Source organism: Paraburkholderia sp. 35.1 (assembly GCF_050436525.1).
Lineage (GTDB): Bacteria > Pseudomonadota > Gammaproteobacteria > Burkholderiales > Burkholderiaceae > Paraburkholderia > Paraburkholderia tuberum.
Genome location: NZ_JBNDMJ010000003.1, coordinates 3643468 through 3669762 on the forward strand (window position 1 = coordinate 3643468; position 26295 = coordinate 3669762).

Annotated in this window: 23 protein-coding genes, 1 other RNA gene and 1 pseudogene; 15 read left to right on the plus strand and 10 right to left on the minus strand. The window is 65.0% G+C overall.

Annotated elements, in window-relative coordinates; genetic code table 11:
* Nucleotides 1-56 precede the first annotated feature (56 nt).
* The 5 genes from OKW27_RS37100 to OKW27_RS37120 all read left to right on the plus strand — a co-directional run bounded on the left by OKW27_RS37100 (nt 57) and on the right by OKW27_RS37120 (nt 5184).
* Entirely contained in the window at nt 57-1388 is a 1332-nt protein-coding gene (locus tag OKW27_RS37100) for a homoserine dehydrogenase (RefSeq protein WP_090804593.1), read from the plus strand.
* An 8-nt stretch (nt 1389-1396) separates the two neighbouring features.
* Nucleotides 1397-2848 carry a threonine synthase gene (thrC, locus tag OKW27_RS37105; protein ID WP_429336373.1) on the plus strand — a complete coding sequence of 484 codons (1452 nt, stop codon included), beginning with the start codon at nt 1397-1399 and terminating at the stop codon, nt 2846-2848.
* 246 nt (nt 2849-3094) lie between these two features.
* Nucleotides 3095-4348, plus strand: coding sequence for a molybdopterin molybdotransferase MoeA (locus OKW27_RS37110; RefSeq protein WP_429336374.1), 1254 nt, complete (start codon nt 3095-3097; stop codon nt 4346-4348).
* Nucleotides 4349-4393: 45 nt separating this feature from the next.
* Nucleotides 4394-4651 (plus strand): molybdopterin converting factor subunit 1, encoded by a 258-nt coding sequence (gene moaD, locus OKW27_RS37115; protein WP_090804599.1) that lies wholly within the window; start codon nt 4394-4396, stop codon nt 4649-4651.
* 56 nt (nt 4652-4707) lie between these two features.
* Nucleotides 4708-5184: a molybdenum cofactor biosynthesis protein MoaE gene (locus tag OKW27_RS37120; RefSeq protein WP_184064873.1), complete on the plus strand. Its 477-nt coding sequence runs from the start codon at nt 4708-4710 to the stop codon at nt 5182-5184.
* Between the two features lie 74 nt (nt 5185-5258).
* Here OKW27_RS37120 and OKW27_RS37125 read toward each other — a convergent pair whose 3' ends face one another.
* Complete coding sequence (locus OKW27_RS37125) at nt 5259-5813, minus strand: group III truncated hemoglobin (protein ID WP_429336375.1); 555 nt, start codon at nt 5811-5813, stop codon at nt 5259-5261.
* Between the two features lie 266 nt (nt 5814-6079).
* Between OKW27_RS37125 and OKW27_RS37130 the strand changes: the two genes are divergently transcribed.
* Both OKW27_RS37130 and clpB read left to right on the plus strand, forming a co-directional pair.
* A complete protein-coding gene (locus OKW27_RS37130; RefSeq protein WP_429336376.1) occupies nt 6080-6610 on the plus strand; it encodes an Rrf2 family transcriptional regulator in 531 nt (176 codons plus the stop codon).
* A gap of 170 nt (nt 6611-6780) precedes the next feature.
* A complete protein-coding gene (clpB, locus tag OKW27_RS37135) occupies nt 6781-9378 on the plus strand; it encodes an ATP-dependent chaperone ClpB (RefSeq protein WP_090804607.1) in 2598 nt (865 codons plus the stop codon).
* Nucleotides 9379-9557: 179 nt separating this feature from the next.
* Here the strand turns inward: clpB and OKW27_RS37140 are convergent, their stop codons facing one another.
* Both OKW27_RS37140 and OKW27_RS37145 read right to left on the minus strand, forming a co-directional pair.
* Nucleotides 9558-9989, minus strand: coding sequence for a YidB family protein (locus tag OKW27_RS37140; RefSeq protein ID WP_018418148.1), 432 nt, complete (start codon nt 9987-9989; stop codon nt 9558-9560).
* 102 nt (nt 9990-10091) lie between these two features.
* Nucleotides 10092-10667, minus strand: a complete 576-nt coding sequence (locus tag OKW27_RS37145; RefSeq protein ID WP_429336377.1) for a ComEA family DNA-binding protein — start codon at nt 10665-10667, stop codon at nt 10092-10094.
* 310 nt (nt 10668-10977) lie between these two features.
* Here OKW27_RS37145 and OKW27_RS37150 point away from each other — a divergent pair, with 310 nt between their 5' ends.
* The gene (locus OKW27_RS37150) at nt 10978-11505 is read left to right on the plus strand and encodes a MerR family transcriptional regulator (protein WP_429336378.1); all 528 of its coding nucleotides are present in this window, start codon (nt 10978-10980) and stop codon (nt 11503-11505) included.
* Nucleotides 11424-11834, plus strand: a complete 411-nt coding sequence (locus tag OKW27_RS37155; protein ID WP_090804613.1) for a carboxymuconolactone decarboxylase family protein — start codon at nt 11424-11426, stop codon at nt 11832-11834. The genes OKW27_RS37150 and OKW27_RS37155 overlap by 82 nt, the downstream gene beginning before the upstream one ends.
* Before the next feature lie 120 nt (nt 11835-11954).
* Here the strand turns inward: OKW27_RS37155 and OKW27_RS37160 are convergent, their stop codons facing one another.
* From OKW27_RS37160 to trxA, 7 genes and pseudogenes are all read right to left on the minus strand, one after another.
* Entirely contained in the window at nt 11955-13334 is a 1380-nt protein-coding gene (locus tag OKW27_RS37160; protein WP_187610158.1) for an MATE family efflux transporter, read from the minus strand.
* 2 nt (nt 13335-13336) lie between these two features.
* Nucleotides 13337-15094: an ArnT family glycosyltransferase gene (locus tag OKW27_RS37165; protein WP_429336379.1), complete on the minus strand. Its 1758-nt coding sequence runs from the start codon at nt 15092-15094 to the stop codon at nt 13337-13339.
* Nucleotides 15095-15401: 307 nt separating this feature from the next.
* Nucleotides 15402-15665 (minus strand): type B 50S ribosomal protein L31, encoded by a 264-nt coding sequence (locus OKW27_RS37170; protein ID WP_090804621.1) that lies wholly within the window; start codon nt 15663-15665, stop codon nt 15402-15404.
* Nucleotides 15666-15845: 180 nt separating this feature from the next.
* The gene (locus OKW27_RS37175) at nt 15846-16679 is read right to left on the minus strand and encodes a zinc-dependent peptidase (RefSeq protein WP_429336380.1); all 834 of its coding nucleotides are present in this window, start codon (nt 16677-16679) and stop codon (nt 15846-15848) included.
* 33 nt (nt 16680-16712) lie between these two features.
* Nucleotides 16713-17195: pseudogene (locus OKW27_RS37180) on the minus strand (MFS transporter); the annotation flags it as partial.
* A 110-nt stretch (nt 17196-17305) separates the two neighbouring features.
* Nucleotides 17306-18574: a transcription termination factor Rho gene (gene rho, locus OKW27_RS37185; RefSeq protein ID WP_090804624.1), complete on the minus strand. Its 1269-nt coding sequence runs from the start codon at nt 18572-18574 to the stop codon at nt 17306-17308.
* A gap of 281 nt (nt 18575-18855) precedes the next feature.
* Nucleotides 18856-19182 (minus strand): thioredoxin TrxA, encoded by a 327-nt coding sequence (trxA, locus tag OKW27_RS37190; protein ID WP_013089343.1) that lies wholly within the window; start codon nt 19180-19182, stop codon nt 18856-18858.
* A gap of 508 nt (nt 19183-19690) precedes the next feature.
* Between trxA and ffs the strand changes: the two genes are divergently transcribed.
* The 6 genes from ffs (at nt 19691) to OKW27_RS37220 (ending at nt 26236) form a co-directional block, all read left to right on the plus strand.
* An RNA gene (gene ffs, locus OKW27_RS37195) (signal recognition particle sRNA small type) lies at nt 19691-19789 on the plus strand.
* A gap of 182 nt (nt 19790-19971) precedes the next feature.
* The gene (locus tag OKW27_RS37200; protein WP_429336381.1) at nt 19972-22464 is read left to right on the plus strand and encodes a DNA polymerase III subunit gamma/tau; all 2493 of its coding nucleotides are present in this window, start codon (nt 19972-19974) and stop codon (nt 22462-22464) included.
* 73 nt (nt 22465-22537) lie between these two features.
* A complete protein-coding gene (locus tag OKW27_RS37205) occupies nt 22538-22864 on the plus strand; it encodes a YbaB/EbfC family nucleoid-associated protein (protein ID WP_008923976.1) in 327 nt (108 codons plus the stop codon).
* Nucleotides 22865-23091: 227 nt separating this feature from the next.
* Nucleotides 23092-23688 carry a recombination mediator RecR gene (gene recR / locus OKW27_RS37210; protein ID WP_018418135.1) on the plus strand — a complete coding sequence of 199 codons (597 nt, stop codon included), beginning with the start codon at nt 23092-23094 and terminating at the stop codon, nt 23686-23688.
* A gap of 108 nt (nt 23689-23796) precedes the next feature.
* Nucleotides 23797-25038 carry a CaiB/BaiF CoA transferase family protein gene (locus tag OKW27_RS37215; RefSeq protein ID WP_429336382.1) on the plus strand — a complete coding sequence of 414 codons (1242 nt, stop codon included), beginning with the start codon at nt 23797-23799 and terminating at the stop codon, nt 25036-25038.
* 160 nt (nt 25039-25198) lie between these two features.
* The gene (locus tag OKW27_RS37220) at nt 25199-26236 is read left to right on the plus strand and encodes an ABC transporter substrate-binding protein (protein ID WP_018418133.1); all 1038 of its coding nucleotides are present in this window, start codon (nt 25199-25201) and stop codon (nt 26234-26236) included.
* Nucleotides 26237-26295: the final 59 nt, after the last annotated feature.

Here is a 26295-nt window from a genome sequence, read left to right on the forward strand (position 1 = left end):
GCCGCTCGTGCCACCCCCGACACCCTTTTCAAACCTCTACTAGAAACACACGCTGCATGGAACCGATCAAAGTTGGACTGCTGGGCTTCGGCACGGTAGGCAGCGGGACCTTCACGGTACTGCGCCGCAATCAGGAAGAAATCAAACGTCGCGCGGGTCGCGGCATCGAGATTGCGCGCATTGCCGTGCGCAACCCGGCCAAGGCGACCGCGGCGCTCGGCGGCGAAGCCGGCAGCGTGGCGCTGACCGATGACTTCAACGCGGTCGTCGACGATCCTTCGATCGCGATCGTCGCGGAAATGATCGGCGGCACCGGCATCGCGCGCGACCTCGTGCTGCGCGCGATCAACAACGGCAAGCACGTGGTCACCGCCAACAAGGCGCTGCTCGCGGTGCATGGCACGGAGATTTTCGAGGCGGCGCGCGCGAACGGCGTGATGGTCGCGTTCGAGTCGGCGGTGGCGGGTGGCATTCCGATCATCAAGGCACTGCGCGAAGGGCTGACGGCGAACCGCATCCAGTACATCGCGGGCATCATCAACGGCACGACGAACTACATCCTGTCGGAGATGCGTGACCGTGGGCTCGATTTCGCGACCGCGCTGAAGGCCGCGCAGGAGCTCGGCTACGCGGAAGCCGACCCGACCTTCGACATCGAGGGCGTCGACGCGGCGCACAAAGCGACGATCATGAGCGCGATCGCGTTCGGCGTGCCGGTGCAGTTCGACCGCGCGTACGTCGAAGGCATCAGCAAGCTCGCCGCGATCGACATCAAATACGCCGAGGAGCTCGGCTACCGCATCAAGCTGCTCGGCATCACGCGCCGCACCGACAAGGGCATCGAGCTGCGCGTGCACCCCACGTTGATTCCGGAAAAGCGCCTGCTTGCGAATGTGGAAGGCGCGATGAACGCGGTCGTCGTGCATGGCGACGCGGTCGGCACGACGCTGTACTACGGCAAGGGCGCGGGCGCCGAGCCGACGGCTTCCGCCGTGGTCGCCGATCTTGTCGACGTGACGCGTCTGCACACGGCCGACCCCGAGCACCGCGTGCCGCATCTGGCATTCCAGCCGGACAGCCTGTCGAACACCCCGATCCTGCCGATCGAAGAAGTCACGAGCGGCTACTACCTGCGCCTGCGCGTCGCCGACGTGACCGGCGTGCTCGCCGACATCACGCGCATTCTGGCGGACACCGGCATTTCGATCGATGCGCTGCTGCAAAAGGAATCGGAGCTCGTCGACGCGAACGGCAAGGGCGAAACCGACATTCTGCTGATCACGCACGAGACGGTCGAAAAGCAGGTCAATGCCGCGATCAGGTCGATCGAGGCGCTCGAGACCGTCGTCTCGCAAGTCACGAAGCTGCGCATGGAAGCGCTGAACTAGGCCGAACTATGAACTACCTCTCCACGCGCGGCGCCGGAGCCGGCGAGCGCCATACCTTCTCCGAGATCCTGCTCGGCGGTCTCGCGAAAGACGGCGGCCTGTATCTGCCGGCCGACTATCCGCGCGTCACCCCGGATGAACTCACGCGCTGGCGCACGCTGCCGTACGCGGATCTCGCCTTCGAGATCCTGTCGAAGTTCTGCGACGACATTCCTGCCGACGATCTGCGCGCACTGACGCGCAAGACCTATACGGCGGCGACCTACTGCAACGTGCGCGACGACGAAAGCGCCGCGCAGATCACGCCGCTGAAGACGCTCGGCGTCGAAGACGGCGCGCCGCTGTCGCTGCTCGAACTGTCGAACGGTCCGACGCTCGCGTTCAAGGACATGGCAATGCAGCTGATCGGCAACCTGTTCGAGTACGCGCTCGCGAAGCATGGCGAAACGCTGAACATTCTCGGCGCGACGTCGGGCGACACCGGCAGCGCCGCTGAATACGCGATGCGCGGCAAGAAGGGCATCCGCGTGTTCATGCTGTCGCCGCACAAAAAGATGAGCGCGTTCCAGACCGCGCAGATGTACAGCCTGCAAGACCCGAACATCTTCAACCTCGCGGTGCAAGGCGTGTTCGACGACGCGCAGGACATCGTGAAGGCGGTGTCGAACGATCACGCGTTCAAGGCGAAGTACAAGATCGGCACGGTCAACTCGATCAACTGGGCGCGGGTCGTCGCGCAGGTCGTCTATTACTTCAAGGGCTACTTTGCCGCGACGAAGTCGAACGCCGAGCGCGTGTCGTTCACGGTGCCGTCGGGCAACTTCGGCAACGTGTGCGCGGGTCATATCGCGCGCATGATGGGTCTGCCGATCGAGAAGCTCGTCGTCGCGACCAACGAGAACGACGTGCTCGACGAGTTCTTCCGCACTGGTATTTACCGCGTACGCAAGGCGGCCGAGACGTATCACACGAGCAGCCCGAGCATGGACATCTCGAAGGCATCGAACTTCGAGCGCTTCGTGTACGACCTGCTCGGCCGCGATCCGGCGCGCGTGCTGCAATTGTTCCGCGACGTCGAGGAGAAGGGCGGTTTCGATCTCGCGGCAAGTGGCGACTTCGCGCGCGTAAGGGAGTTCGGTTTCGTGTCGGGCAGCAGCAGCCACGACACCCGCGTCGACACGATCCGCGACGTGTTCCAGCGTTACGACACGATGATCGACACGCACACGGCCGACGGCGTGAAGGTCGCGCGCGAGCATCTGCAGTCCGGCATTCCGATGATCGTGCTCGAGACCGCGCAGCCGATCAAGTTCGGCGAGACGATCCGCGAGGCGCTGCTGCGCGAGCCGGAGCGGCCGGCGGCGTTCTCGGGGCTCGAGTCGCTGCCGCAGCGCTTCGAGGTCGTGCCCGCGGATGCGCAGCGGGTGAAGGACTTCATCGTCGCGAATACCGGCGAATAAGGGCGAGCGGGCCGCGTGAGCCGCTTTACGGCTCACGCGGGATGCCGCGTGTCGCTTCACGTTGATTGACGCCCACGCCCGCACTACGAGAAAACGCTGGCCGCACCCTCCGCGGCCACGCATCGAAAAACACAAACAGCTCCCCATAACGCCCGGCCGCCCAGGCTAACGGCATCGGCCGCTACAATGTTCTTTTAACCTGCGGCTTCCGCCCTCCAGATGTCCACACCCACGCCCCGCGCTCCGATGCTCGACACTGCCGATGCGCTGGCGATCCTGCTCGACGCCGCGCGCGCGCTCGACGGTATCGAAACGCTGCCGACGCTCGACGCGCTGAATCGCGTGCTCGCCACCGACGTCACGTCGCCGCTCGACGTGCCGCCGATGAACACGAGCGCGATGGACGGCTACGCGGTCCGCATCGCCGATCTCGCGCACGGCAGGCGCCTGCCGGTCTCGCAACGCATTCCGGCCGGCCATGCGCCGACGCCGCTCGCGCCCAACAGCGCGGCACGCATCTTCACCGGCGCGACGGTGGCCGCCGGCGCGGACGCGGTCGTGATGCAGGAGCAGACCGAGGCGGCTGGCGACGAGGTGACGATCGTGCATCGTCCGCAGGCGGGCGAGTGGATCACCGCACAGGGCGCCGATATTCGCGCGGGCTCGGTGATCCTGCCGGCCGGCACGCGGCTCACGCCGCAGGCGTTGGGGCTTGCCGCGTCGGTCGGATGCGCGCGGCTCGAGGTGCGCCGCCGCGTGAAAGTCGCCGTATTCTTCACCGGCGACGAACTGACGATGCCCGGCGAGCCGCTGAAGCCCGGCGCGATCTACAACTCGAATCGATTCACGCTGCGCGGCCTGCTCGAGAAGCTCGGCTGCGACGTGACCGACTATGGCATCGTCGCCGATCAACTCGACGCGACCCGCGCGACGCTGCGCGAAGCCGCCGAGGCGCACGATCTGATTCTCACCTGCGGCGGCGTGTCGGTCGGCGAGGAGGATCACGTGAAGCCGGCGGTGGAGGCCGAAGGGCGTCTGTCGATGTGGCAGATCGCCATGAAGCCGGGCAAGCCGCTCGCGTTCGGCGCGGTGCGGCGTGGTGCGGGTGGTGCGGGTGGTGCGGGTGGTGCGGGTGGTGCAAATGGGGGCGAGCCGGCCGAAACGTTTTTCATCGGCCTGCCCGGCAATCCGGTGTCGAGCTTCGTGACGTTCCTGCTGTTCGTGCGTCCGTTCGTACTGCGGCTGGCCGGCGTGCAGGCGGTCGCGCCGCGCGCGCTGTCGCTGCGCGCGGACTTCACGCAGGGCAAGGCCGATCGCCGCAACGAGTTCCTGCGCGCGCGCGTCAACGTGGCGGGAGGGCTCGATCTGTTTGCCAATCAGAGTTCGGCCGTGTTGACGTCGACCGTGTGGGGCGACGGTCTGATCGACAATCCGCCGAACCACGCGATCAGCGCCGGCGAAACCGTGCGCTTCATTCCGTTTTCCGAACTGTTGAACTGAGGCCGGTCATCCGCGGCATGCGCGGCATAGACCGACGGTATCCCGATGAAGATTGAACTCCGATATTTTGCGAGCGTGCGTGAAGCGCTCAATACGTCCGACGAAAGCGTCGAGGTGCCCGACGGCATCGCGACCGTCGGCGATGTGCGCGCGTGGCTGCGCGTGCGTGGCGGCATCTGGGCCGAGACGCTCGCCGAAGGCCGCGCGCTGCGCATGGCCTGCAACCACGTGATGACCGGCGCGAGCACCCGCATCACCGAGGGCTGCGAGGTCGCGTTCTTTCCGCCCGTCACCGGCGGCTGAACCGCGCTCTCGCACATCACGTTCACGCCAGCGACAAAAGCCCTCAGGAGCCGTCCATGCCCGTTCGCGTCCAGACCGAAGACTTCGACCTCAGCGCCGAGGTGGCCGCGCTGCGCGCGCGCAATCCGAGGATCGGCGCGCTCGCGTGCTTCGTCGGCACCGTGCGCGATCTCAACGAGGGCAGCGCGGTCGAGACGATGGAGCTCGAGCATTATCCGGGCATGACGGAGAAGTCGCTCGAGGCGATCGTCGAGCGTGCGCGCGAACGCTGGCCGGGCATCGAGGTGCTGATCGTGCATCGCGTCGGCAAGCTGTATCCGCTCGATCAGATCGTGCTCGTTGCGACGACGGCCGCGCATCGCGGCGACGCGTTTGCGTCGTGTGAATTCGTGATGGACTATCTGAAGACCGAAGCGCCATTCTGGAAGAAGGAGAAAACCGACGCGGGCGAGCGCTGGGTCGACGCGCGCGTGACCGACGATGCCGCGCTCGCGCGCTGGGGAATCGAATCGGGAAATCGGACTCCGGAGTAAACGAGTCGCGAGCCGCGGAGTTGCGACGGCGCACGCGGCCTCCTTGTGTCAGGAACGTCGGCGCCGGCCGACGTTCACTCGTCCCGCGAGCGTCCGATGATCGGCACCGGAAACGGCTCCCCAGCCGGCCGCGACGGATGCTCGCCATCGTCGTCAACGTCGCCAACTCGCGGCCGACGCTGCGGCGCCACCCGCTCGAGCAGCGCCTGCTGCTCCGGCGGGATCTTGTAATCCCAGCCGAAACGGCTCAGTTGCAGACTCTGCGCGATCCGCAGCGCCGGCTCCATGAAACGGACCGCCGCGGCCGGCTGATAGCGCGATTCGACCGTATCGAGGAACAGATACAGCCAGCGGCTGAAATGCTGCGGCTCGATGCCTTCGAGCGGCTGATGCGCCTGCTGCACGTTGCCGCGATACTGCTTCGCGCCGAGCACGAGGCTGCTCCAGAATGTGCACATCTTCGGCAGATGGTCGTCCCAGCGGCCCGCGAGCTTCGCGTCGAAGACCGGACCGAGCAGCGGGTCGGCACGCACGCGATCGTAAAAGCCATAGACGAGGTCGCGGATATTGGCGTCGGTGGGTTCGGCCGCGCGTTCGACCGGCGGCGCGGCGGGGAAAGACGGATTCATGCGGATTCCAGAAAATTGCGGTTGCCGATGACGGCTGAACTGAACCTTGACCCCCCCGTTTTTCTAACAAACGGTTGATGCGGAAAAAGCTACTATTGCTATCCGAAACAGTATTGCAGCGCGATTCGGGGAACGACGCCCGCCGGCCACTCATGCCAGCCAGTCATGCTAGGGCGTAGCGCTCGTTCCCGGCAACCCTTGCCTCGACGCGGTTATCGGGACGTTCAAGGCGCTTGCTCGCAGCCTTTCAAGCTATACCGGGACCTATGAGACTTACCGACTATACGGATTACGCGCTGCGCGTGCTGCTGTACCTCGCGGTGCGGGGCGACGGATTATCGACGATTCAGGACATTTCGCAAGCCTACGGCATCTCGAAGAACCATCTGATGAAGGTCGTGCAGCAGCTGGGCGAGCTCGGCTGGGTCGAAACCGTGCGCGGCCGCAACGGCGGCTTGCGGCTCGGCGCGCAATCGCTGTCGCTGACCGTCGGCGACGTGGTGCGGGTCACGGAAAGCGACTTTGCGCTGGTCGGCTGTCTGCCGGACCGGCAGGGCCAACAGCGGCCTTGCGTCATCACGACGCAGTGCCGGCTGCGTGGCGCGTTGCAGGCGGCGAACCTCGCTTTTCTCGCCGAGCTCGATCGTTTTACGATCGGCGAAGTCGCGCAACCGAAAAGTCCGCTCGCGGCGTTGCTCGGGTTAGGCTCCACGATTCAGATGGTGCCGCTGCCGATTACGGTGGTATCGGATAGCACGCGCGGCGGCAGTGCGGCGACGCTGGGCCGCAAGAACTAGAACATCCGGCCGGCTCCCGGGTGCGCAAACCCGCCCGGCCGCACCACAGGGGAAGGATCGCGGCAGTTCTTGCGCTCAAATGTCAAATAGTTGCGGCCGAGGCCAAAAAAGCGCTTGAAACCCTAATAAAACGCCTCATTTTGGTGGTAATCGAAATTGGAGGTCTCTTGATGAGAATCGACAAACTCACCACTAAATTCCAGGAAGCGCTCGCGGACGCCCAGAGTCTGGCGGTTGGCCACGACAATCAGTACATCGAACCCGTCCACGTGCTCGCGGCACTCGTCGCGCAGCAGGACGGCTCCGCTCGCTCGCTGCTGTCGCGCGCCGGCGTGCATGTACAACCTCTACAAACCGCACTGAACGACGCGGTCACGCGGCTGCCCCAAGTGCAAGGCACCGATGGCAACGTGCAGATCGGCCGCGAACTGACCGGTCTGTTGAACCAGGCCGATAAGGAAGCGCAGAAGCTCAACGACACGTTCGTCGCGAGCGAAATGTTCCTGCTCGCAGTCGCCGACGACAAAGGCGAGGCCGGCCGTCTCGCGCGCGAGCATGGGTTGTCGCGCAAGGCGCTCGAAACCGCGATCGCCGCGGTGCGCGGCGGCTCGCAGGTGCATAGCCAGGACGCCGAAAGCCAGCGCGAAGCGCTGAAGAAATACACGATCGACCTGACCGAGCGCGCCCGCGCAGGCAAGCTCGACCCCGTGATCGGCCGCGACGACGAAATCCGCCGTTCCATTCAGATCCTGCAGCGCCGCACCAAGAACAACCCGGTGCTGATCGGCGAGCCGGGCGTCGGCAAGACCGCGATCGTCGAGGGGCTCGCGCAGCGCATCGTCAACGGCGAAGTGCCGGAAACGCTGAAGAACAAGCGCGTGCTGTCGCTCGACATGGCCGCGCTGCTCGCGGGCGCCAAGTATCGCGGCGAGTTCGAGGAGCGCCTGAAGGCGGTGCTCAACGACATCGCGAAGGACGAAGGGCAAACCATCGTCTTCATCGACGAGATTCACACGATGGTCGGCGCCGGCAAGGCCGAAGGCGCGATGGACGCTGGCAACATGCTGAAGCCGGCGCTCTCGCGCGGCGAGCTGCATTGCGTCGGCGCGACCACGCTCGACGAATACCGCAAGTACATCGAAAAGGATGCCGCGCTCGAGCGCCGTTTCCAGAAGGTGCTGGTGGACGAGCCGTCGGTCGAGGCGACCATCGCGATCCTGCGCGGTCTGCAGGAGCGCTATGAGCTGCACCACGGCGTCGACATCACCGACCCGGCGATCGTCGCGGCCGCCGAGCTGTCGCATCGCTACATCACGGACCGCTTCCTGCCCGACAAGGCGATCGATCTGATCGACGAAGCCGCGTCGAAGATCAAGATGGAAATCGACTCGAAGCCGGAGGAGATGGATCGGCTCGACCGTCGTCTGATCCAGCTGAAGATCGAACGCGAAGCGGTGAAGAAGGAGAAGGACGAAGCGTCGCAGAAGCGTCTGCAGCTGATCGAAGAGGAAATCGAGCGGCTCAACCGCGAATATTCGGACCTCGATGAAATCTGGACCGCGGAAAAAGCGGCGGTGCAGGGTAGCGCGCAACTGAAGGAAGAGATCGAGAAGACGCGTGCGGAAATCGTGCGTCTGCAGCGTGAGGGCAAGCTCGAGAAGGTGGCCGAGTTGCAGTACGGCAAGCTGCCGGGTCTCGAGGCGCAGCTGAAGGAAGTCACGCGCGCCGAGGCCGAGGAGCAGAACAGTCCGAAGCGTCCACGTCTGTTGCGCACGCAGGTCGGCGCGGAAGAAATCGCCGAGGTCGTGTCGCGGGCCACCGGCATTCCGGTGTCGCGCATGATGCAGGGCGAGCGCGAAAAGCTGCTGCAGATCGAGTCGAAGCTGCATGAGCGCGTGGTCGGCCAGGACGAGGCGATCAGCGCGGTCGCCGATGCGATTCGCCGCTCGCGCGCGGGTCTGTCGGACCCGAACCGTCCGTATGGCTCGTTCCTGTTCCTCGGGCCGACCGGCGTCGGCAAGACCGAGCTGTGCAAGGCGTTGGCGTCGTTCCTGTTCGATTCGGAAGAGCATCTCATCCGTATCGACATGAGCGAGTTCATGGAGAAGCACAGCGTCGCGCGTCTGATCGGCGCGCCGCCGGGTTACGTCGGCTACGAGGAGGGCGGTTATCTGACCGAGGCCGTGCGCCGCAAGCCGTATAGCGTGATCCTGCTCGACGAAATCGAGAAGGCGCATCCGGACGTGTTCAACGTGCTGCTGCAGGTGCTCGACGACGGCCGCATGACCGATGGCCAGGGCCGCACCGTCGACTTCAAGAACACGGTGATCGTGATGACCTCGAACCTCGGTTCGCAGGTGATCCAGGCGATGGTCGGCGAGCCGCAGGAAGCCGTGAAGGACGCCGTGTGGGAAGAGGTGAAGCTGCACTTCCGGCCCGAGTTCCTGAACCGGATCGACGACGTCGTCGTGTTCCATGCGCTCGATCGCTCGAACATCCAGTCGATCGCGCGGATCCAGCTGCAGCGTCTGCACGAGCGGCTCGCGAAGCTCGACATGCAGCTGGTGGTGTCGGACGCGGCGCTCGAGCACATCGGCAAGGTCGGCTACGACCCGCTGTTCGGTGCGCGGCCGCTGAAGCGCGCGATCCAGCAGGAGATCGAGAACCCGATCGCGAAGCTGATTCTGGCCGGCAAGTTCGGTCCGAAGGATGTGATTCCGGTCGAAGTGGACGACGGCAAGCTGCTGTTCGAGCGCGTCGTGCACTGAAGGCGATGGCTTGATGATGCGAAGGGACGACGGCAGGCGAGTCGTTCCCGCCAACGTTAAGAAACCGGCAACGAAGGTGACTTCGTTGCCGGTTTTCTTTTGGCCGCCGATTTCAAACCGGTGGCATCACCGTGGAGCGAAGGTCTCTGCAAGCCGCCAGCGCATGGCGCACAGCGTGCTCAAGCGTTGCCCTTGTTGCCGAGCAGCGCCGAGAGGCCGCCGAGCGCGCCGAGCACCGTGGTCGCGTTCAGCTTGCCATCGGCCGGCACTTCGCCTTCCGGCGTGGCCGCGTTGACGACGTGCGGCAGGATCTGCGACAGCAGACCCGTCACCTGATCCGGCTGGACGCCGGCCTTGGCGGCGAGACCGGTCACGGCTTCCGAGCCCAGCACGTTATGCAGCGCGTCGGGTGCGATCGGCTGGTTTTCGCCATTGCCGACCCACGACGACACGACGTCGCCGAGGCCCTTTTCCTGGAAGCGCTGGATCAGGCCGTTCAGGCCACCAGGCTGGTTGTTGACGAATTCGAGCGCGGCGGCGATCAGCGCTTGCTGGCCGCCGCCTTCTGGCGATTTGCCAAGCAGGGAACCGATGGTGTCGAGTAGGCTCATGACGGTCTCTCTTCAATGCCGGCGCGTATGACGGCCGGGCGGGTGACGTCGACGCGCGGTTGCGCGTCGCGGTGAAACGCAAGGGCGGCAGCCCCGCCGGGCTCAAGCGCCGGACGCAGCCGCGGCGGATGCCGCCTTGCTCTTCTTCGCTTTCTTCTTCGAAGCCTTGGTGCCGGACGCGTCGGCCGGTGCGCTAGCCGCGACGGCCGGAGCCGAAGCGGCTGCCGCTTCGGATGCTGCGGCCTTGTCCTTCTTCTTCGACTTCGACGGCTTCGCGGCCGAGGCGGGGGCAGCCGCGGCCGGCGCTGCCGTCGTGGCAGCGGGCGCGGCGGCGGTGGTTGCCGCGGGAGCCGCCGGTGTGGTCTTCGTGGCCGGCTTGGTGGACGTCTTCGCGCCGGTCGGCGGTGCCGACGAGCCGTTGATCGTCAGTCCGGCCGCTTCGAGGTTCTCGACCGATTTCTGGCCGATGCCCTTCACACGCGCGGCGAGATCGTCGGCGTTCTTGAACGGGCCGTTTTTGGTGCGTTCGTCGAGAATCGCTTTCGCATGCACGGGGCCGATGCCCTTGACCGATTCGAGCGTGGCCTGATCGGCGGTATTCACTTCCACGGCCGCGGCAAATCCGGCCGACAGCGACAAAGCCACAGCGACGCAAAGCATGAAAAGCTTCTTCAGCATGGCAAGCACTCCATTGAGGGCAAAAAGTTAGCCGGGAACGGACGACCTATCCTGTCAGCGGGCGCTGCGTTTAAGCATAGGACAAATCGCAGGCCCGATTTGAGATAGCGGACGATTTATACCGATCGATTGATGACAAGTAAATCCACCACACAATATTTAAAGCTTTTGGCGGCATGCAGTGCCGGTGAATTTATCGGTCGATATCGATCGCGATAACTCGTCTGCGATAAAGAATGAGCAACGCAAAGGAATGACAGCGTCCGACGCTTGACTTAGAGTGCACTCGAAGTCCTAACCTGAGTCCGTCATGTCGAAACACTCAACCGCGCTCACCATCGGTCAGGTCGCCGAAACGATCGGCGTGTCCACGCACACGTTGCGCTATTACGAACAGGCCGGCCTGATCCGGCCGGTCGGACGCACGCAGACGGGGCACCGGCTGTACTCGCCGGCCGATCTCGACTGGTTGCGCTTCGTGATGCGTCTGAAGGCAACGGGCATGTCGATCTCCGGCATGCAGCAGATCGCCGCGCTGCGCGCGCAAGGCCATCCGACGATGCGCGCACGCCGCGACCTGCTGGTTGCGCATCGCACCGCGCTGCTCGCGCGGATCGCCGATCTGCAGAGCAACCTCGGCGCGATCGACGACAAGATCGCGTACTACGAGGCGGCCACGAGCGGCGCGCTTGAGCCCGATCCGGCACGACAGGACGACGAAGCCTCGTCGCCCTCACATCTCGATAAGGACTCGCAATGGACTACGCACACAACGACCGCTACGCGCGGGGCTGGGACAAGCTCAGGGAAATCGACGGTTCGGCGGGCGAGCAGGTAATCGCCGCGCTCGCGCCCGTCGCGCCGGAATTCGGACGCCTGTTGATTGAATTCGGCTTCGGCGACATCTACAGCCGGCCGCAGCTCGATCTGCGCACGCGCGAGATTGCGACGATCGCGTCGCTCGCGACCCTCGGCTGCGCGCAGCCGCAGCTGAAGGTACATATCGAGGCGGCGCTGAACGTCGGCTGCACGCGCGAGCAGATCGTCGAGGTGTTCATGCAGATGGCGCTTTATGCGGGCTTTCCGGCCGCGCTCAATGCGCTGTTCGCGGCGCGGGAAATTTTCGAGGCCAAGGATCGGGAGGGGCAGGCCGCATACGCGGCGTGAGCGGGCTGAGCTGCGTGGGGAAGGAAAGGCGGATGCAGAACAGGTCGACTCTCACCCCGGCTTGGGCGCAACTGACGGTCCGGTCGGTGCTATTCGCGGCCTTCGCAACCCTCCATCCCCTCAAACAGCCGAATCAACCAGCGCCGCCGCAGCCTCGCGCAAATAGCGCTGGCTCACGAATCGCCAATACACGAGCAAGCCGAGCCCGGCAATCGCGAGACTTGCGGTATTGGCGACCCAGAAGCCGCGCGCGCCGGTCAGCCAGGGCGGCGTGAGGCCGGTCGTATCGAAGCCGAGCGCATAGCCGCCGCCGAGCCCGACTCCCCACAGCGCCACCGCATAGATAATGGTCGGCACGACCGCGACCTTGTAGGCGCGCAGCACGAACGCGGTCGAGATCTGCAACGCGTCGAACAGGTGGTAGCAGGCGACGATCAGCACCAGCGGCAACGCCTTCGCCGCCACCTGCGCGTTCGTCGTATAGCCGTCGACGATATACGGCCGCAGCACGAGCACGAGCGCGCCATAGCAGCACGCGATCGCAACCGCCATCGCGATGCCGTGACGCGACAGCGTGCGCGCCGCCTGCGGCCGATGCGCGCCGAGCGCCTGCGCGACCAGCGTCGACGACGCGATGCCGATCGACAGTGGCGTCATATAGAGCACCGCGCCGACGTTGCCGGCGATCTGGTGCCCGGCGAGCGTCGTCGTGCCGAAACGCGCGATGAAAAGCGCCATGAAGGTGTACGACGTGACCTCGATCAGATACGACAGCCCCATTGGAATACCGAGCCGCAGTTGCGCGGCCTGGCGCTTCCAGACCGGCCAGCAGAAGTGCGTGAAGATGCCGAGTGCCTTGAAATCGTCGACGCGCGCGAGCAGCAGCATGCCGAGCGCCGCGAGTGCCCAGTTGAGCAGCGTGCTCGCGAGCGCGCAGCCCGGACCGCCCAGCGCGGGCACGCCGAGGCCGCCGAAAATGAACCAGGTATTGAGCGGAATTTTCAGCAGCAGCGCGGCGATCTGCAGGAACATCACGAGCCGCGGTTTGGCGAGCGCATTGGCAACGGAGCCGTAGACCCGGAAGGCGAGGCCGGCGGGCAGCCCGAACGCGAGAATCCGCAGGTACGCGAGCGTGCGCTCGTGCAGCGCGTCGGGCACCCGCGACAACGCCAGCAGCGGTCCGGGGAAGAACAGGATCAGAAAGCCGATCACGGTCAGCGCGGCGGCAAGCCACCATGACTGGCGGACCTCTTCGCCGATCTCGCCGTAGCGACGCGCGCCGTACAGCTGCGCGGTGATCGGCTGCAGCGCGGTCAGGATGCCGGTCAGGCCGATATAGACCGAGACGTAGATCGACGAGCCGAGGCCGAGCGCGGCCAGATCGACGGCCGAGTAGCGCCCGACCATCGCCGTGTCGATCACGCCGAACGCGATGATGGCCAACTGGCCGATCAATACGGGCCACGCGAGCGCGGCGATCTTCCGTACGTCGGCGAACATGGTCAGTCGCGCTTCTTGTGCCAGTTGCGGCGCTTGCCGGGCGGCGGCTTGGGACGGTCGATGCGCACGTACAGGCGGAAGCGCTCGTCGCGGTCAGCGGCGCGGCGGCCTTCCCACACGAGCTTCCAGACGTAGTCGGGCATCGCGCTCGGGTTGCCGTAGTCCTGCGAGTCCTGACGCAGGATCACGTCGCAGTCCTGGTCGAACGAGAAATGCATGTCGCCGAAATACGCGAATGTCGCGATCTGCGCATTGCCTAGGCGCACCGGCGCGATGCACGTGTAGTCATCGGGCAAATGGGCGGCGATCTGCTGCGCGACGTCGCGATAGGTCCGGCTGTAGTTGACGACCGGCAGCCACAGCGTCATCAGCAACACCCACATCAGCGTGGTGCCGGCGCTCGACAGCACGACGCTGCGCCACAGCACCTTCGGATGACGCGCGAGGCGCCAGCGCACCAGCAGGAACCAGCACACGGTCACCGCGACCGCGCACACGAACGACAGAATCTTGAACTGCGGCACGAAGCCGGGCGCGAGTCGCGCGAGATTGCGCGCGAGCGGATGCGGGAAGCCCGTCAGGCCTGCCACATACACGAGCCATACGAAGCTGCCGAGGATCGTGAAGCTCAGCAGCGCGAACCAGTCGATCGCGTTGATCGCGCCGCGCTTGAGCGTCGGCAGCGCGAAAGTGGCGAGTACCGCGAGCGGCGGCAGGAGCAGCATGTAGAGTCGGTTCGACTGATGGCTTTGCAGCACGACGAGCACGAACAGCGGCCCGATCACCGACAGCGGAATCGCCACGTGCGGCGCGCGCCGCAGTCCCTGCCAGCTGAACCACGACCACAGCGCGAGTGGCCAGGCGGGCCATGTGAAGAGCGGCAGGTTTTTCAGCGCATACGCGGCGACCGAGCCGGGCGGGCCCGCGAACGAACTCAGGCTCACGTGCAGCCACTGGTTCAGATACCAGACAGCGTCGTCCGGGAACGCGGAGAGCGCGATGATCGGCCACGACACCGCGAGCACGAGCGCCACGGGCAGACCCGCGAGCAGCAGCCAGCGCAATCGCGTTTCGCGTACGATCAGCGTCATCGCGAGCGTGCCGAGCAGCAGCGCGCCGACCAGCACCGGGCTGCTCGCGAGTGTGACGAGGCCAATCGCGAGACCCCAGATCAGCGCGCCCTGAATCGGCTTGTCGATCATGCGCACGAGGCCGTACACGAGCATCGCGATGCAGACGAACTGCGCGAGCTGCGGCGTGGTCTCGTGACCGCGCTCGGCGAGGCCGAAGCACGCGAGCAGGATCAGCAGTGCGCCATCGGCGAGCGTGCGGCCATAGTCGCGCGGTTCCGGCTCGCCGCCGAACGCATATTTGAATGGCTGCACTTCGGGACGCCGGCCGAGCAGATACGCCGCGTACCAGACGAACGCACAGCCCGCGCAGAACAGCAGGCCCGTGAACACGCGCGACGCGTTGCTCGCGTCGACCCACGGTGCGAGGACGCGGATCGCGCTCGCGCCGAGCCAGTAGCCGAGCGGGCCGTCCTCGGTCAGATATTTGCCGACCAGATTCGGCAGCAGCCAATCGTGCGCTCCGCCGTTCGCCATCGTCCACATCACACCAAAGCCGGCTGCGTCCTCGTTCTTCCACGGATCGCGGCCGAACAGGCCGAACGAGGCGTAGACGATACAGATGGCCAGCAGCAGCCAGCGCGGCAACGCACTGGTCGCAGAGGCGGTGAGGCGAACGACAGGTCTCATGCGGTGTGTGGAGTCTGGATAAACGATGCAGCCGGAGCGGCCCGGCAGGTCAGGGCGCGAGGGCCCGTTTCGAGCATCCGGCATTGTAGTCGTGCCGTGCGATGCACGTCACGGCCGGTAACGCCCGGCAACGTCAATGCACAAGCTGTAACACAGTGTCGCGAAAGCGCGGCGTGCTCCTTCCGGCTGAAGGCTTCGCGCGGCGTGCGAACCAGCGGGCGCACAAGCGCAGGCGACAAAAAAGGGCAGCTCGCGCTGCCCTTTCTGTTTGCTCCGTTGCCGGCCGGAAGCCGGTACCGTTGCGGTATTACTTTACTGCCTTGCCCGAAGCACGTGCGCCGAACTTCTTGTTGAACTTCTCGACGCGGCCGGCCGTGTCCATGATCTTTTGCTGGCCGGTGTAGAACGGATGCGATTCCGACGACACTTCGATCTTCGCGAGCGGGTAGGTCTTGCCGTTGAATTCCGCGGTTTCGCGCGTCTGGATGGTCGAGCGCGTCACGAACCTGAAGTCGTTCGACATGTCGACGAACAGGACTTCGCGGTAATTCGGGTGAATGCCTTCTTTCATGGTCTTTCCTTTAATCTGGCGGTAGCCAACCCGCGTGCAGCCTCGAATGGGACTGCCTTCAGGCGCGAGCCACTTGCCTACGGTCGAAAAACCGCGATTATGGCAGAAAATCAGTCGCTTGGCGATTTTTCTGCCAGCGGATTCTCTTGCGGCGCAAGCGGCGCCCACATTCGCGGCGTCTCAAATGGGCGTGAACGTCAAACCGACGCGCGCTGGATCTTGCCGGTAGTAGCGCGCGAGCAGTCGGTACAGTTCCGGATACTCCGCCTCGAACGCTTGGGGCCGCACGAATAGCGCCTCGCTGCATACGGCAAAAAATTCCGACGGATGGTCCGCCGCATACGGATCGATCAGCGACTCGCGTTCGAAACGCGCCCAGCGTCGCTCGGGCACCGCGTCGACTTTCGCACTGAAGTGATCGTATGCATGGTCGAACACATCGGCCCATGCCTGCGCATCGAGCGGCGCGTGCCAGCGGCGCATCAGCGGCGGGTGGCCATCCGCTTCGCCGTTGAACATGTCGATTTTGTGCGCGAACTCGTGGATCACGACGTTGTATGCGTCGCTGCCATCGGTCATCTGCGCGTCTTCCCACGACAGCACCACCGGGCCGCCTTCCCACGCCTCGCCGCTGGCGTCGTGTTCGATCTCGTGCACGACGCCATCTTCGTCCTCAACGGTCTTGCGGATCACGAACTCGCCCGGATAGACGATCACGCCGACCCAGCCGCGATACAGATCGAGGCTCAGGTTCAGCACCGGCAGGCACGCCTGCGCGGCGATGCCGACCGTCATCGCATCGGTCAGCTCGAGCTCGTGCGCGGTCGAGAACTCCTTCTGCGCGAGGAAGAGAGTCGTCATCTCGCGCAGCCGCGCGAGATCGGGCGCTTCCAGATGCGTGAGAAAGGGTAGGCCGGCGAGTGTCGCCTGCCACAAGGAATCGTCGATCGCGTAGTCTCGCAGCGCGCGCTCGCGACGCCGTGCGCCCAGCCAGTTCGTGAGTTTCGACAGCATGCTTGGAGCCCACCTTCAGTCGATCTGTTTTTGCTACGCGGCGAACGGGCCGCCGCATATCGCGACGCCGATCAGAAAATAGAAACCGTCGAGCGACGCGAGCAAACTGGCCTGCTGCGCAATCGACCGGCTGATCGACGCGATCGCGAGCGTGTTCTGGTAGACCGGATTGTACGGATTCACGGACTCCGCGAGGCGACTTTGATGCAGCGCGAGCCGGTGCCGCTCGACGATGATCACCGAGGCGGTCGCGAAGGAGAGGGTCAACTGCCGGACGATGTTTTTCAGCCGGTAGCCGTGCGTGAACTCCTCCTCGATCAAGAAGATGCGGCACGTCAGATTCGCGACCGGCGGCACGATGAACAGCAACAGCAGGCCGCGCAGCAGCAGCGGCAGGGCGAGCGCCGCCTCGCCGACGTCCGGCGACATGCGTGTCGTCCACCCGGCGGCGAACGCGGCCGCCCCGAAGCCCGGCACGATGATCCACTTCTTGCGCGGCAGCAGCTTCGCAAAACGCGGCGCATTGTCTCTGCGGACGATGGACGAAAAAAAACCGCTCGCAGTTTGCGAGCGGTTTTTCATGCGTTGCAGTTGCCGACTAATACGGCCGGCACGAACGTCGCGCGTTAGCTGCCGCCGCCACGACGCATCATGTCGAAGAACTCGGAATTGCTCTTCGTCTGGCGGATCTTGTCGAGCAGGAATTCCATCGACTCGACTTCGTCCATGTCGTGAATGAACTTGCGCAGTACCCAGATCTTCTGCAGCGCTTCGGGCTTGATCAGCAGCTCTTCGCGGCGCGTGCCCGACTTGTTCAGGTTGATTGACGGGTAGACGCGCTTCTCGGCGAGACGGCGCTCGAGGTGCACTTCCATGTTGCCGGTGCCCTTGAACTCTTCGTAGATCACATCGTCCATGCGGCTGCCGGTTTCGATCAGCGCCGTGCCGATGATGGTCAGCGATCCGCCTTCCTCGATGTTGCGCGCCGCGCCGAAGAACCGCTTCGGGCGCTGCAGCGCGTTCGCGTCGACACCGCCCGTCAGCACCTTGCCCGAGGCCGGGACCACCGTGTTGTAAGCGCGCGCGAGACGCGTGATCGAGTCGAGCAGAATCACGACGTCGTTCTTCATTTCGACGAGGCGCTTGGCCTTCTCGATCACCATTTCGGCGACCTGCACGTGACGCGCGGCGGGTTCGTCGAACGTCGAGGCGATCACTTCGCCGGCCACCGAACGCTGCATTTCCGTCACTTCCTCCGGACGCTCGTCGATCAGCAGCACGAACAGCACGACGTCGGGATGGTTCTGCTTGATCGCGTGCGCGATGTGCTGAAGCATCACGGTCTTGCCCGACTTCGGCGACGCGACGAGCAGGCCGCGCTGGCCCTTGCCGATCGGCGCGATCATGTCGATGATGCGGCCGGTCACATTCTCTTCGCCACGCATTTCACGTTCGAGCAGCAGCACCTTGTTCGGGTGCAGCGGCGTCAGGTTTTCGAACATGATCTTGTGCTTCGAGGCCTCCGGCGGCTGGCCGTTGACCTTGTCCACCTTCACCAGCGCGAAATAGCGCTCGCCGTCTTTCGGCGTGCGCACTTCGCCTTCGATCGTGTCGCCCGTATGCAGATTGAAGCGGCGGATTTGCGACGGGCTGATGTAGATGTCATCCGTGCTGGCGAGGTAGGAGGTTTCCGGCGAACGCAGGAAGCCGAAACCGTCCGGCAGCACTTCGAGGGTGCCGTCGCCGAAGATCGTGTCGCCCGCTTTGGCTCGTTTTTTTAGAATGGCGAACATCAATTCCTGCTTGCGCAGGCGGTTCGCGCTTTCGATCTCGAGGCCATTGGCCATCTCGATCAATTGGGAGACGTGCTGAGTCTTAAGCTCGGATAAATGCATACGGAGAACCCGCAGGAGAAGGTGCGACGAAATGAAATCTGGGAGGAGGGTGAGCGGAACCGCTCAAAGACTTACACGTCTTTTCGACGTTTTGTGGATTCTAGCATAGCACACGCCAATTTAAGCCAGTGCGGCAGCGTGGCATCTTTGTTGCAAAGCGTGTTGCCGACTGACAACACGCTTGACCGGCGGGCGCGGCGGTTTGCTCACCCGATGCGCCCGATTCTCCAACTGCCTGCGGCGCGCGATGGACCCGCGAGCGCCGCGGCGTACTGCTTGCTTTACAGGTTGCCGTCGAGGAACGCGGTGAGTTGCGACTTCGACAGAGCTCCGACCTTCTGAGCGGCAACGGCGCCGTTCTTGAACAGGATCAATGTGGGGATGCCGCGCACGCCAAACTTGACCGGCGTGGACTGATGCTCGTCGACATTGATCTTCGCGACTTGCAGGCGATCGGCGTAGTCCTTCGCGACCTCGTCGAGGATCGGCGCGATCATCTTGCACGGACCGCACCATTCGGCCCAGAAATCGAGCAGCACGGGTTTATCGGATTTCACGACGTCCTGTTCGAACGATGCGTCGCTAATATGCTTGATTTGTTCGCTCATTTATGAATACCTCTCTCGGTTCGAGGCCCGCCTGAATTGCTCGCCACGATACGTCAAAACTGGGAAAACTTCCGTTCGCTTTGCCGCATCCGGAGCCTCGCCGCGCATGCCTGTGAAAATCAGAAAAACCGTCTGAAAAAACGCCGGATTTTCACGCAATGCGCGGAAAGAGTCGCGTATGCGGGTCTTTCAACTGGCAGTGTAGCTTAATTCGCTATGCGTTGCCGATGGCGATAGTACTCATCAAAGCAGTGGGGCTAATAGGCCGCCGCCGCAGCGTCGGCCGGTTTCTGCGGCTCACGGCGACCGCGTTGCAATCTAAATGGAGTCGCGCGCGGCGAACTCAAGTGCCGCGCGTGGCGGGCGTCGCCGCGGTGGCCGGGAGGGCGTCTGGCGGCGTGCAGAAAGCGGCCGCAAACCGCGCGAAGCCGTTCGAAGCGGAGCGTCGTTCGCGTTTTGCTCATGTCAACAGTCGCACAATGCGCGCGGCAATGATAGAATCCTTCGTGACGGGCCTCCTCGCATGGAGGGATGGTCAACCTGGTCAGGTCGGGAACGAAGCAGCCACAGCCGTTTTCCACCAGTGCCGAGGGTCGGGCTCGTCACCTTTCCTTGCTTTTTTCTCCGCGACCGTTCTCACGGCTTCTGCGCAGTTTCTCCCCAGTCATTCCCAGCTTTTGTATTGATCGTTCGCCGTCTTCGGATGGAGCGTCGTCGTGGCCGTTTCGCGCATTTCACGCGTCTTCCCGAATCGGTTTTGCGCGCCATTGTTACTGATACAATTTCCGGATGACCTATCAAGTTCTCGCACGCAAATGGCGGCCGAAGGATTTCGCTTCGCTCGTCGGACAGGAGCACGTGGTGCGCGCGCTCACCCATGCGCTCGACGGCGGCCGTCTGCACCATGCCTATTTGTTTACAGGTACGCGCGGCGTCGGCAAGACCACGCTGTCGCGCATCTTCGCGAAGGCGCTCAATTGCGAGACCGGCGTGACGTCGACGCCGTGCGGCGTATGCCGTGCGTGTCGCGAGATCGACGAAGGGCGCTTTGTCGATTACGTCGAAATGGACGCGGCGAGTAATCGTGGCGTCGATGAAATGGCCGCGCTGCTCGAGCGCGCGGTGTACGCGCCCGTCGATGCGCGCTTCAAGGTCTACATGATCGACGAAGTGCACATGCTGACGAACCACGCGTTCAACGCGATGCTGAAGACGCTCGAAGAGCCGCCGCCGCACGTCAAGTTCATCCTCGCGACCACCGACCCGCAGAAGATTCCGGTCACCGTGCTGTCGCGCTGTCTGCAGTTCAATCTGAAGCAGATGCCGGCCGGCCATATCGTGTCGCATCTCGAACGCATTCTCGGCGAAGAGAGCGTGCCTCACGAGGCGCAGGCGTTGCGCCTGCTCGCGCGCGCGGCCGACGGTTCGATGCGCGACGCACTATCGCTGACCGATCAGGCGATCGCCTATTCGGCGAACCAGGTCAGTGAAGACGCGGTGCGCGGCATGCTCGGCGCGCTCGACCAAAGCTATCTGATCCGCCTGCTCGAGGCGCTCGCGCAGGGCGACGGCGCGGCGGTGCTGGCGGTCGCCGACGAGATGGCCTTGCGCAGCCTGTCGTTCTCGACGGCGCTGCAAGACCTGGCGAGCCTGCTGCATCGGATCGCGTGGGCGCAGTTCGCGCCTTCGTCGGTGCTCGACGAATGGCCGGAGGCGGCCGACTTGCGCCGTTTCGCCGACGCGTTGAGCGCCGAGCAGGTGCAACTGTTCTATCAGATCGCGACGATCGGCCGAAGCGAACTGGGCCTCGCGCCCGACGAATACGCGGGCTTCACGATGACGCTGCTGCGCATGCTCGCGTTCGAGCCGGCGCCGACAGGCGGCGGTGGCGGAGCGGCGGGAGCCGCTGGCACGCAGAGCGGTGCAGGCGGCGCCGGCGCCGGTGCGCAGCGCTCGGGTGCACCGACGGTTGCCGCGCTGCGCGCGCTGTCACCGTCGTCCGCGACGGCCATGGCAGCTGCTGCGCCCGTTCGCGGACCTCAGGTAGGCGTTGCCGGCGAGGAGCAGGGCGACGCGATGAAATCGACCGCGCCGACTGCAAAGCCGATCGCGAAGCCCGCAGCCGACTCCGCGCAATCTGAAGAAGCACCGCAATCGCCCAACGCCGAAGTCGCCCGCGTGACAGACGCGCCTGCCAATGCGGCAGCCCCGCTGGCGCCGTGGGAAGACGCGCCCGCGAATGCCGTCGCCACGATCGCCAGCTCGAGCGCGCCGGTCTCGAACGAAGTTTCCGACATCGCACCTTCGTCCGCACCGAGCGCGCTTGCAACTGCCGCGCCTGGTCGCGCGGAAGAGGCCACGTCACCGGAACCGGAAGCGCGGGCGGAATTGGCGGCGCCCGCTGCAACGGCGGCACCGGCGGCCGCAGTCGACTCCGCGCCGCGCCGCGCGGGCGGCGCCAGCGCCGCGCTCGACGTGCTGCGCAACGCCGGCATGAAAGTATCGTCCGACCGTGGCCGTGCTAACACGGAAGTGTCCGCGAAGCCGGCCGCACCCGCCGCACCGAAGCCGGCCGCACCGAAACCCGCCGCGCAGGCTGCACCCGCTCGCGACGCAAACAGCGGCGCGAGCAGCAATGCGCAGCAGAACAGCCCGTCGATCCCACCATGGGACGACATGCCGCCCGACGACTACCTGCCGTTGTCGGCCGCGGACGACGCGTACTTCATTCCGCCGGACGACGACTTCGTGCCGGTATTCGACCGCGGCCCCGACGACGTCCGCATGGACGGCGCGGCCGCGCCGTCCGCCGCGCCGGCGCCGCTCGCCGATACGCGCCCGCTGCCGCCTGCCGTGCCGCTCGATCCGCTAGGTTTCACCGGCGACTGGCCGGCGCTCGCCGTTGATCTGCCGCTGAAGGGCATCTCGTATCAGCTTGCGTTCAACAGCGAACTGATGGCGCTCGACGGCAGCACGCTGAAGCTCAACGTGCCGGTGCCGCAATACGCAGAAGCCTCACAGGTCGCTAAACTGAAGGCAGCGCTCGTCGAGCGGCTCGGCCAGAACGTCGACGTGCAGGTCGAAGTCGGCCCGGCGCGCCGTACCGCCGCCGCGCACGACGCGAAGCTGCGCGCGCAGCGCCAGCAGGAAGCCGAGCGCGAGATCAGCGCCGATCCGTTTGTGCAGTCGCTGATTCGCGAGTTCGGCGCGAGCATCGTGCCGGGCTCGATCCGCCCGATTACCCCGGACGCCGCCCCGAACGGCGCGTCGCCGGCCCACTGATCCATCGTTCACGGCGTCGTCGCGGCGCGGCGCCGGAATGCCAGATTCCACGCTATCTAGAAGGAGCACGTCCATGATGAAAGGCCAACTCGCCGGGCTGATGAAACAAGCCCAGCAGATGCAGGAAAACATGAAGAAGATGCAGGAGCAACTCGCGCAGATCGAAGTCGAGGGGCAGTCGGGTGCCGGTCTCGTCAAGGTGACGATGACCTGCAAGAACGACGTGCGCCGCGTGTCGATCGACCCGAGCCTGCTCGCCGACGACAAGGACATGCTGGAAGATCTCGTCGCCGCCGCGTTCAACGACGCCGTGCGCAAGGCCGAGGCGACCGCGCAGGAAAAGATGGGCGGCATGACCGCCGGCCTGCCGCTGCCGCCGGGTTTCAAGCTGCCGTTCTGAACCTGTTCTGATTGAGAACGGGCTGAAGCGGGTGAGCGCCGCGGCGGTTGATTGCCGCGGTGCGAACGCAGACGCTCGCCGCCGCGCGCCGCGTGCAGGGTGGAAACATCGAACCTGCAGCCGCGCGTGAAAGCGTCGTCACGGCGTGAAAACGCGGCCCGGTTCGAGCAACACCCCCGCATCCCGATTCCCCCACCCGAGCACCACCCACGTCGACGCCGATCCGCATGAAACAACCTTCCGCCCTGTCGGCGCTCGTCGAAGCGCTACGCGCGCTGCCCGGTGTCGGGCCGAAGTCCGCGCAGCGCATGGCGTATCACCTGATGCAGCACGATCGCGAAGGCGCCGAAAAGCTCGGGCGCTCGCTGTTGTTCGCGACCGAGCATCTGCGTCACTGCGAGAAGTGCAACACATTTACCGAAGCGCAGATCTGCGAGGTCTGCCTCGATGAGGAGCGCGATCCGTCGCTGCTGTGCGTCGTCGAAACGCCGGCCGACCAGATCATGCTCGAACAGACGATGACCTATCGCGGCCTCTATTTCGTGCTGATGGGGCGGTTGAGTCCGCTCGACGGCATCGGCCCGAAGGAAATCCATTTCGACCGGCTCGTGAAGCGCGCGTCGGATGGCGTCGTCAAGGAAGTCGTGCTGGCCACCAATTTCACCAACGAGGGTGAGGCCACCGCGCATTACCTCGGACAGACGCTGAAGGCGCGCGGCCTTGCCGTGACGCGTCTCGCGCGCGGCGTGCCGGTGGGCGGCGAGCTCGAGTATGTCGACGCGGGCACGATCGCGCGCGCGATGCTCGACCGTCGTTCGATGTAGCCACGCGGCTTTCGTTGGCCGCCGCCATATCCGTCCAGGCACGCATCGTCGCAAGTCGTTGCAAACCAGACAGACCGGGTACACAACGATGCAGAACCAAGGAGACTCATGAGCGCTATCCCCGAATCAGGCGCGAGCGCCGCACCGCATGACGCGTGCGGTCCGCTCGCCGGCGTCAAGGTGCTGGAACTCGGCACGCTGATTGCCGGGCCGTTCGCCGCGCGTTTTCTCGGCGAGTTCGGCGCCGACGTCGTCAAGATCGAAGACCCCAAAGGCGGCGACCCGCTGCGCAAATGGCGCAAGCTGTACCCGGAAGTCGGCGGTACGTCGCTGTGGTGGGCCGTGCAGGCGCGCAACAAGAAGTCCGTCACGATCAACCTGAAAGCCGAAGAGGGCAAGGAGATCGTGCGGCGCCTCGCGAAAGAGGCCGATATCGTCGTCGAGAATTTCCGGCCCGGTCTGCTCGAAAAGCTCGGGCTCGGCTACGACGTGCTGTCCGCCGAGAACCCCGGCCTCGTGATGGTGCGTCTGTCGGGCTACGGCCAGACGGGCCCGTATCGCGACCGGCCCGGCTTCGGCGCGATCGCCGAGTCGATGGGCGGTCTGCGCCATATCACCGGCTATCCGGATCTGCCGCCGCCGCGCATCGGCATTTCGATCGGCGATTCGATCGCCGCGCTGCACGGTGTGATCGGCGCGCTGATGGCGCTGCATCACAAGCAGGTGAACGGCGGCAAGGGGCAGGTGGTCGACGTCGCGCTGTACGAGGCCGTCTTCAACATGATGGAAAGCGTGGTGCCCGAATACGGCGTCTACGGCATGGTGCGCGAGCGTACCGGCGCGTCGCTGCCGGGCATCGTGCCGTCGAATACGTATCCGTGCCGCGACGGCAGCATCGTGATCGGCGGCAATAGCGATCCGATCTTCAGGCGCCTGATGATCGCGATCGAACGCGACGATCTCGCCAACGATCCGGCGCTCGCGCATAACGATGGCCGCGTGCCGCGCACGCAGGAAATCGACGCCGCGATCGGCGCGTGGCTGTCCACGCGCACGATCGACGAAGCGCTCGCGGTGCTGAACGCGGCCGACGTGCCGGTGGGCCGCATCTACAGCGTCGCCGATATGTTCACCGATCCGCAGTTCATCGCGCGGCAGATGATCCAGCGGTTCAAGTGGCAGGACGGCAAGGAAATCACGCTGCCCACGGTTACGCCGAAGCTGTCGGCGACGCCCGGTGAGACGCGCTGGCTGGGGCCAGAACTGGGTGAACATACCGATGAAGTCCTGCAATCGCTAGGTTATGATGCTGACGGCATCGCGCGGTTGCGGGCGCAACAGATCGTCTGATGCGCACAGCGCAACGCATAGAGAAAGGCGCGTAAAGCGCGGCGCTGATGCACGATTCGCGCCGCGCGACCGGCAGCCCCACACCGTGGCCAAGCGCTTGCGCCACGCGCGCACGGGCGGTCAAAAAGCCGGACGACAAAAAATCTGGAGACAACGGACCATGCAACGCAGAACCTTCCTCGCCGGCGGTGCGGCGCTCGCGGGCGCCTCGCTCGCGGCCACGCCGTTCGCTTTCGCGCAGGGCAAGCCCGAGACCACCAAGGTCGCCATCGCGGTCGGCGGCAAGAACCTGTTCTACTACCTGCCGCTGACGATCGCCGAGCGCCGCAACTACTTCAAGGACGAGGGGCTCGAAGTCGAGATTTCCGACTTCGCGGGCGGCTCGCAGGCGTTGAAGGCGGCAGTCGGCGGAAGCGCCGACGTGGTCTCCGGCGCGTTCGAACACACGCTGCTGTTGCAGGCGCAAAAGCAGATGTTCCGCGAATTCGTGCTGCAGGGCCGCGCGCCGCAGATCGTGCTCGCGGTGTCGAAGAAGACGATGCCGAACTACAAGTCGATCGCCGATCTGAAGGGCAAGAAGATCGGCGTGACCGCGCCGGGTTCGTCGACGTCGATCATGGCGAGCTTCGTCCTCGCGAAAGCGGGGCTCAGTCCGAAGGACGTCGCGTTCATCGGCGTGGGCGCCGGTGCCGGCGCGATCGCCGCGCTGCAGTCCGGGCAGATCGACGCGATCGCCAATCTCGATCCGGTCGTCACGCGCCTCGAGCGCGCCGGCGACGTGCGCGTCGTGTCGGATACCCGCACGCTCACCGATACGCACATCGTGTTCGGCGGCGACATGCCGGCGGGCTGCCTGTACGCATCGCAGTCGTTCATCACGAAGAACCCGAACACCACGCAGGCGCTGACCAATGCGATGGTGCGCGCGCTCAAGTGGCTGCAGAACGCGAGCGGCAGCGAACTGATCAACACGGTGCCGGAGAGCTATCTGCTCGGCGACCGCGCGCTCTATCTCGACGCGTGGCAGCACGTGCGCGAAGCGATGTCGCCCGACGGCCTGATGCCCGCCGACGGTCCCGCGACGTCGCTGAAGACGCTGAAAGCGTTCGATCCGGTGATCCAGAACGCGCAGATCGATCTGTCGAAGACGTGGACCAACGACTTCGTGAAGAAGGCGCTCGCGACCGTCAAGGCATAAACGACGCGGCGCGCGCACAGGCGCATCGAACGGGACGTGGACAGGGCGATTCGCCGCGT

Excerpts from the sequence above, each read along its gene's own strand:
- OKW27_RS37140 (WP_018418148.1), bottom strand. The coding sequence starts at position 9,989 with ATGAGCCTACTCGACACCATCGGTTCCCTGCTTGGCAAATCGCCAGAA.
- OKW27_RS37120 (WP_184064873.1), top strand. The coding sequence starts at position 4,708 with ATGCCCGTTCGCGTCCAGACCGAAGACTTCGACCTCAGCGCCGAGGTG.
- recR (WP_018418135.1), top strand. The coding sequence starts at position 23,092 with ATGAAACAACCTTCCGCCCTGTCGGCGCTCGTCGAAGCGCTACGCGCG.
- OKW27_RS37175 (WP_429336380.1), bottom strand. The coding sequence starts at position 16,679 with ATGCTGTCGAAACTCACGAACTGGCTGGGCGCACGGCGTCGCGAGCGC.
- OKW27_RS37155 (WP_090804613.1), top strand. The coding sequence starts at position 11,424 with ATGGACTACGCACACAACGACCGCTACGCGCGGGGCTGGGACAAGCTC.
- OKW27_RS37165 (WP_429336379.1), bottom strand. The coding sequence starts at position 15,094 with ATGAGACCTGTCGTTCGCCTCACCGCCTCTGCGACCAGTGCGTTGCCG.
- clpB (WP_090804607.1), top strand. The coding sequence starts at position 6,781 with ATGAGAATCGACAAACTCACCACTAAATTCCAGGAAGCGCTCGCGGAC.
- OKW27_RS37220 (WP_018418133.1), top strand. The coding sequence starts at position 25,199 with ATGCAACGCAGAACCTTCCTCGCCGGCGGTGCGGCGCTCGCGGGCGCC.
- trxA (WP_013089343.1), bottom strand. The coding sequence starts at position 19,182 with ATGAGCGAACAAATCAAGCATATTAGCGACGCATCGTTCGAACAGGAC.
- OKW27_RS37200 (WP_429336381.1), top strand. The coding sequence starts at position 19,972 with ATGACCTATCAAGTTCTCGCACGCAAATGGCGGCCGAAGGATTTCGCT.
- OKW27_RS37110 (WP_429336374.1), top strand. The coding sequence starts at position 3,095 with ATGCTCGACACTGCCGATGCGCTGGCGATCCTGCTCGACGCCGCGCGC.
- rho (WP_090804624.1), bottom strand. The coding sequence starts at position 18,574 with ATGCATTTATCCGAGCTTAAGACTCAGCACGTCTCCCAATTGATCGAG.
- OKW27_RS37205 (WP_008923976.1), top strand. The coding sequence starts at position 22,538 with ATGATGAAAGGCCAACTCGCCGGGCTGATGAAACAAGCCCAGCAGATG.
- OKW27_RS37130 (WP_429336376.1), top strand. The coding sequence starts at position 6,080 with ATGAGACTTACCGACTATACGGATTACGCGCTGCGCGTGCTGCTGTAC.
- OKW27_RS37215 (WP_429336382.1), top strand. The coding sequence starts at position 23,797 with ATGAGCGCTATCCCCGAATCAGGCGCGAGCGCCGCACCGCATGACGCG.
- moaD (WP_090804599.1), top strand. The coding sequence starts at position 4,394 with ATGAAGATTGAACTCCGATATTTTGCGAGCGTGCGTGAAGCGCTCAAT.
- thrC (WP_429336373.1), top strand. The coding sequence starts at position 1,397 with ATGAACTACCTCTCCACGCGCGGCGCCGGAGCCGGCGAGCGCCATACC.
- OKW27_RS37150 (WP_429336378.1), top strand. The coding sequence starts at position 10,978 with ATGTCGAAACACTCAACCGCGCTCACCATCGGTCAGGTCGCCGAAACG.
- OKW27_RS37125 (WP_429336375.1), bottom strand. The coding sequence starts at position 5,813 with ATGAATCCGTCTTTCCCCGCCGCGCCGCCGGTCGAACGCGCGGCCGAA.
- OKW27_RS37100 (WP_090804593.1), top strand. The coding sequence starts at position 57 with ATGGAACCGATCAAAGTTGGACTGCTGGGCTTCGGCACGGTAGGCAGC.
- OKW27_RS37145 (WP_429336377.1), bottom strand. The coding sequence starts at position 10,667 with ATGCTGAAGAAGCTTTTCATGCTTTGCGTCGCTGTGGCTTTGTCGCTG.
- OKW27_RS37170 (WP_090804621.1), bottom strand. The coding sequence starts at position 15,665 with ATGAAAGAAGGCATTCACCCGAATTACCGCGAAGTCCTGTTCGTCGAC.
- OKW27_RS37160 (WP_187610158.1), bottom strand. The coding sequence starts at position 13,334 with ATGTTCGCCGACGTACGGAAGATCGCCGCGCTCGCGTGGCCCGTATTG.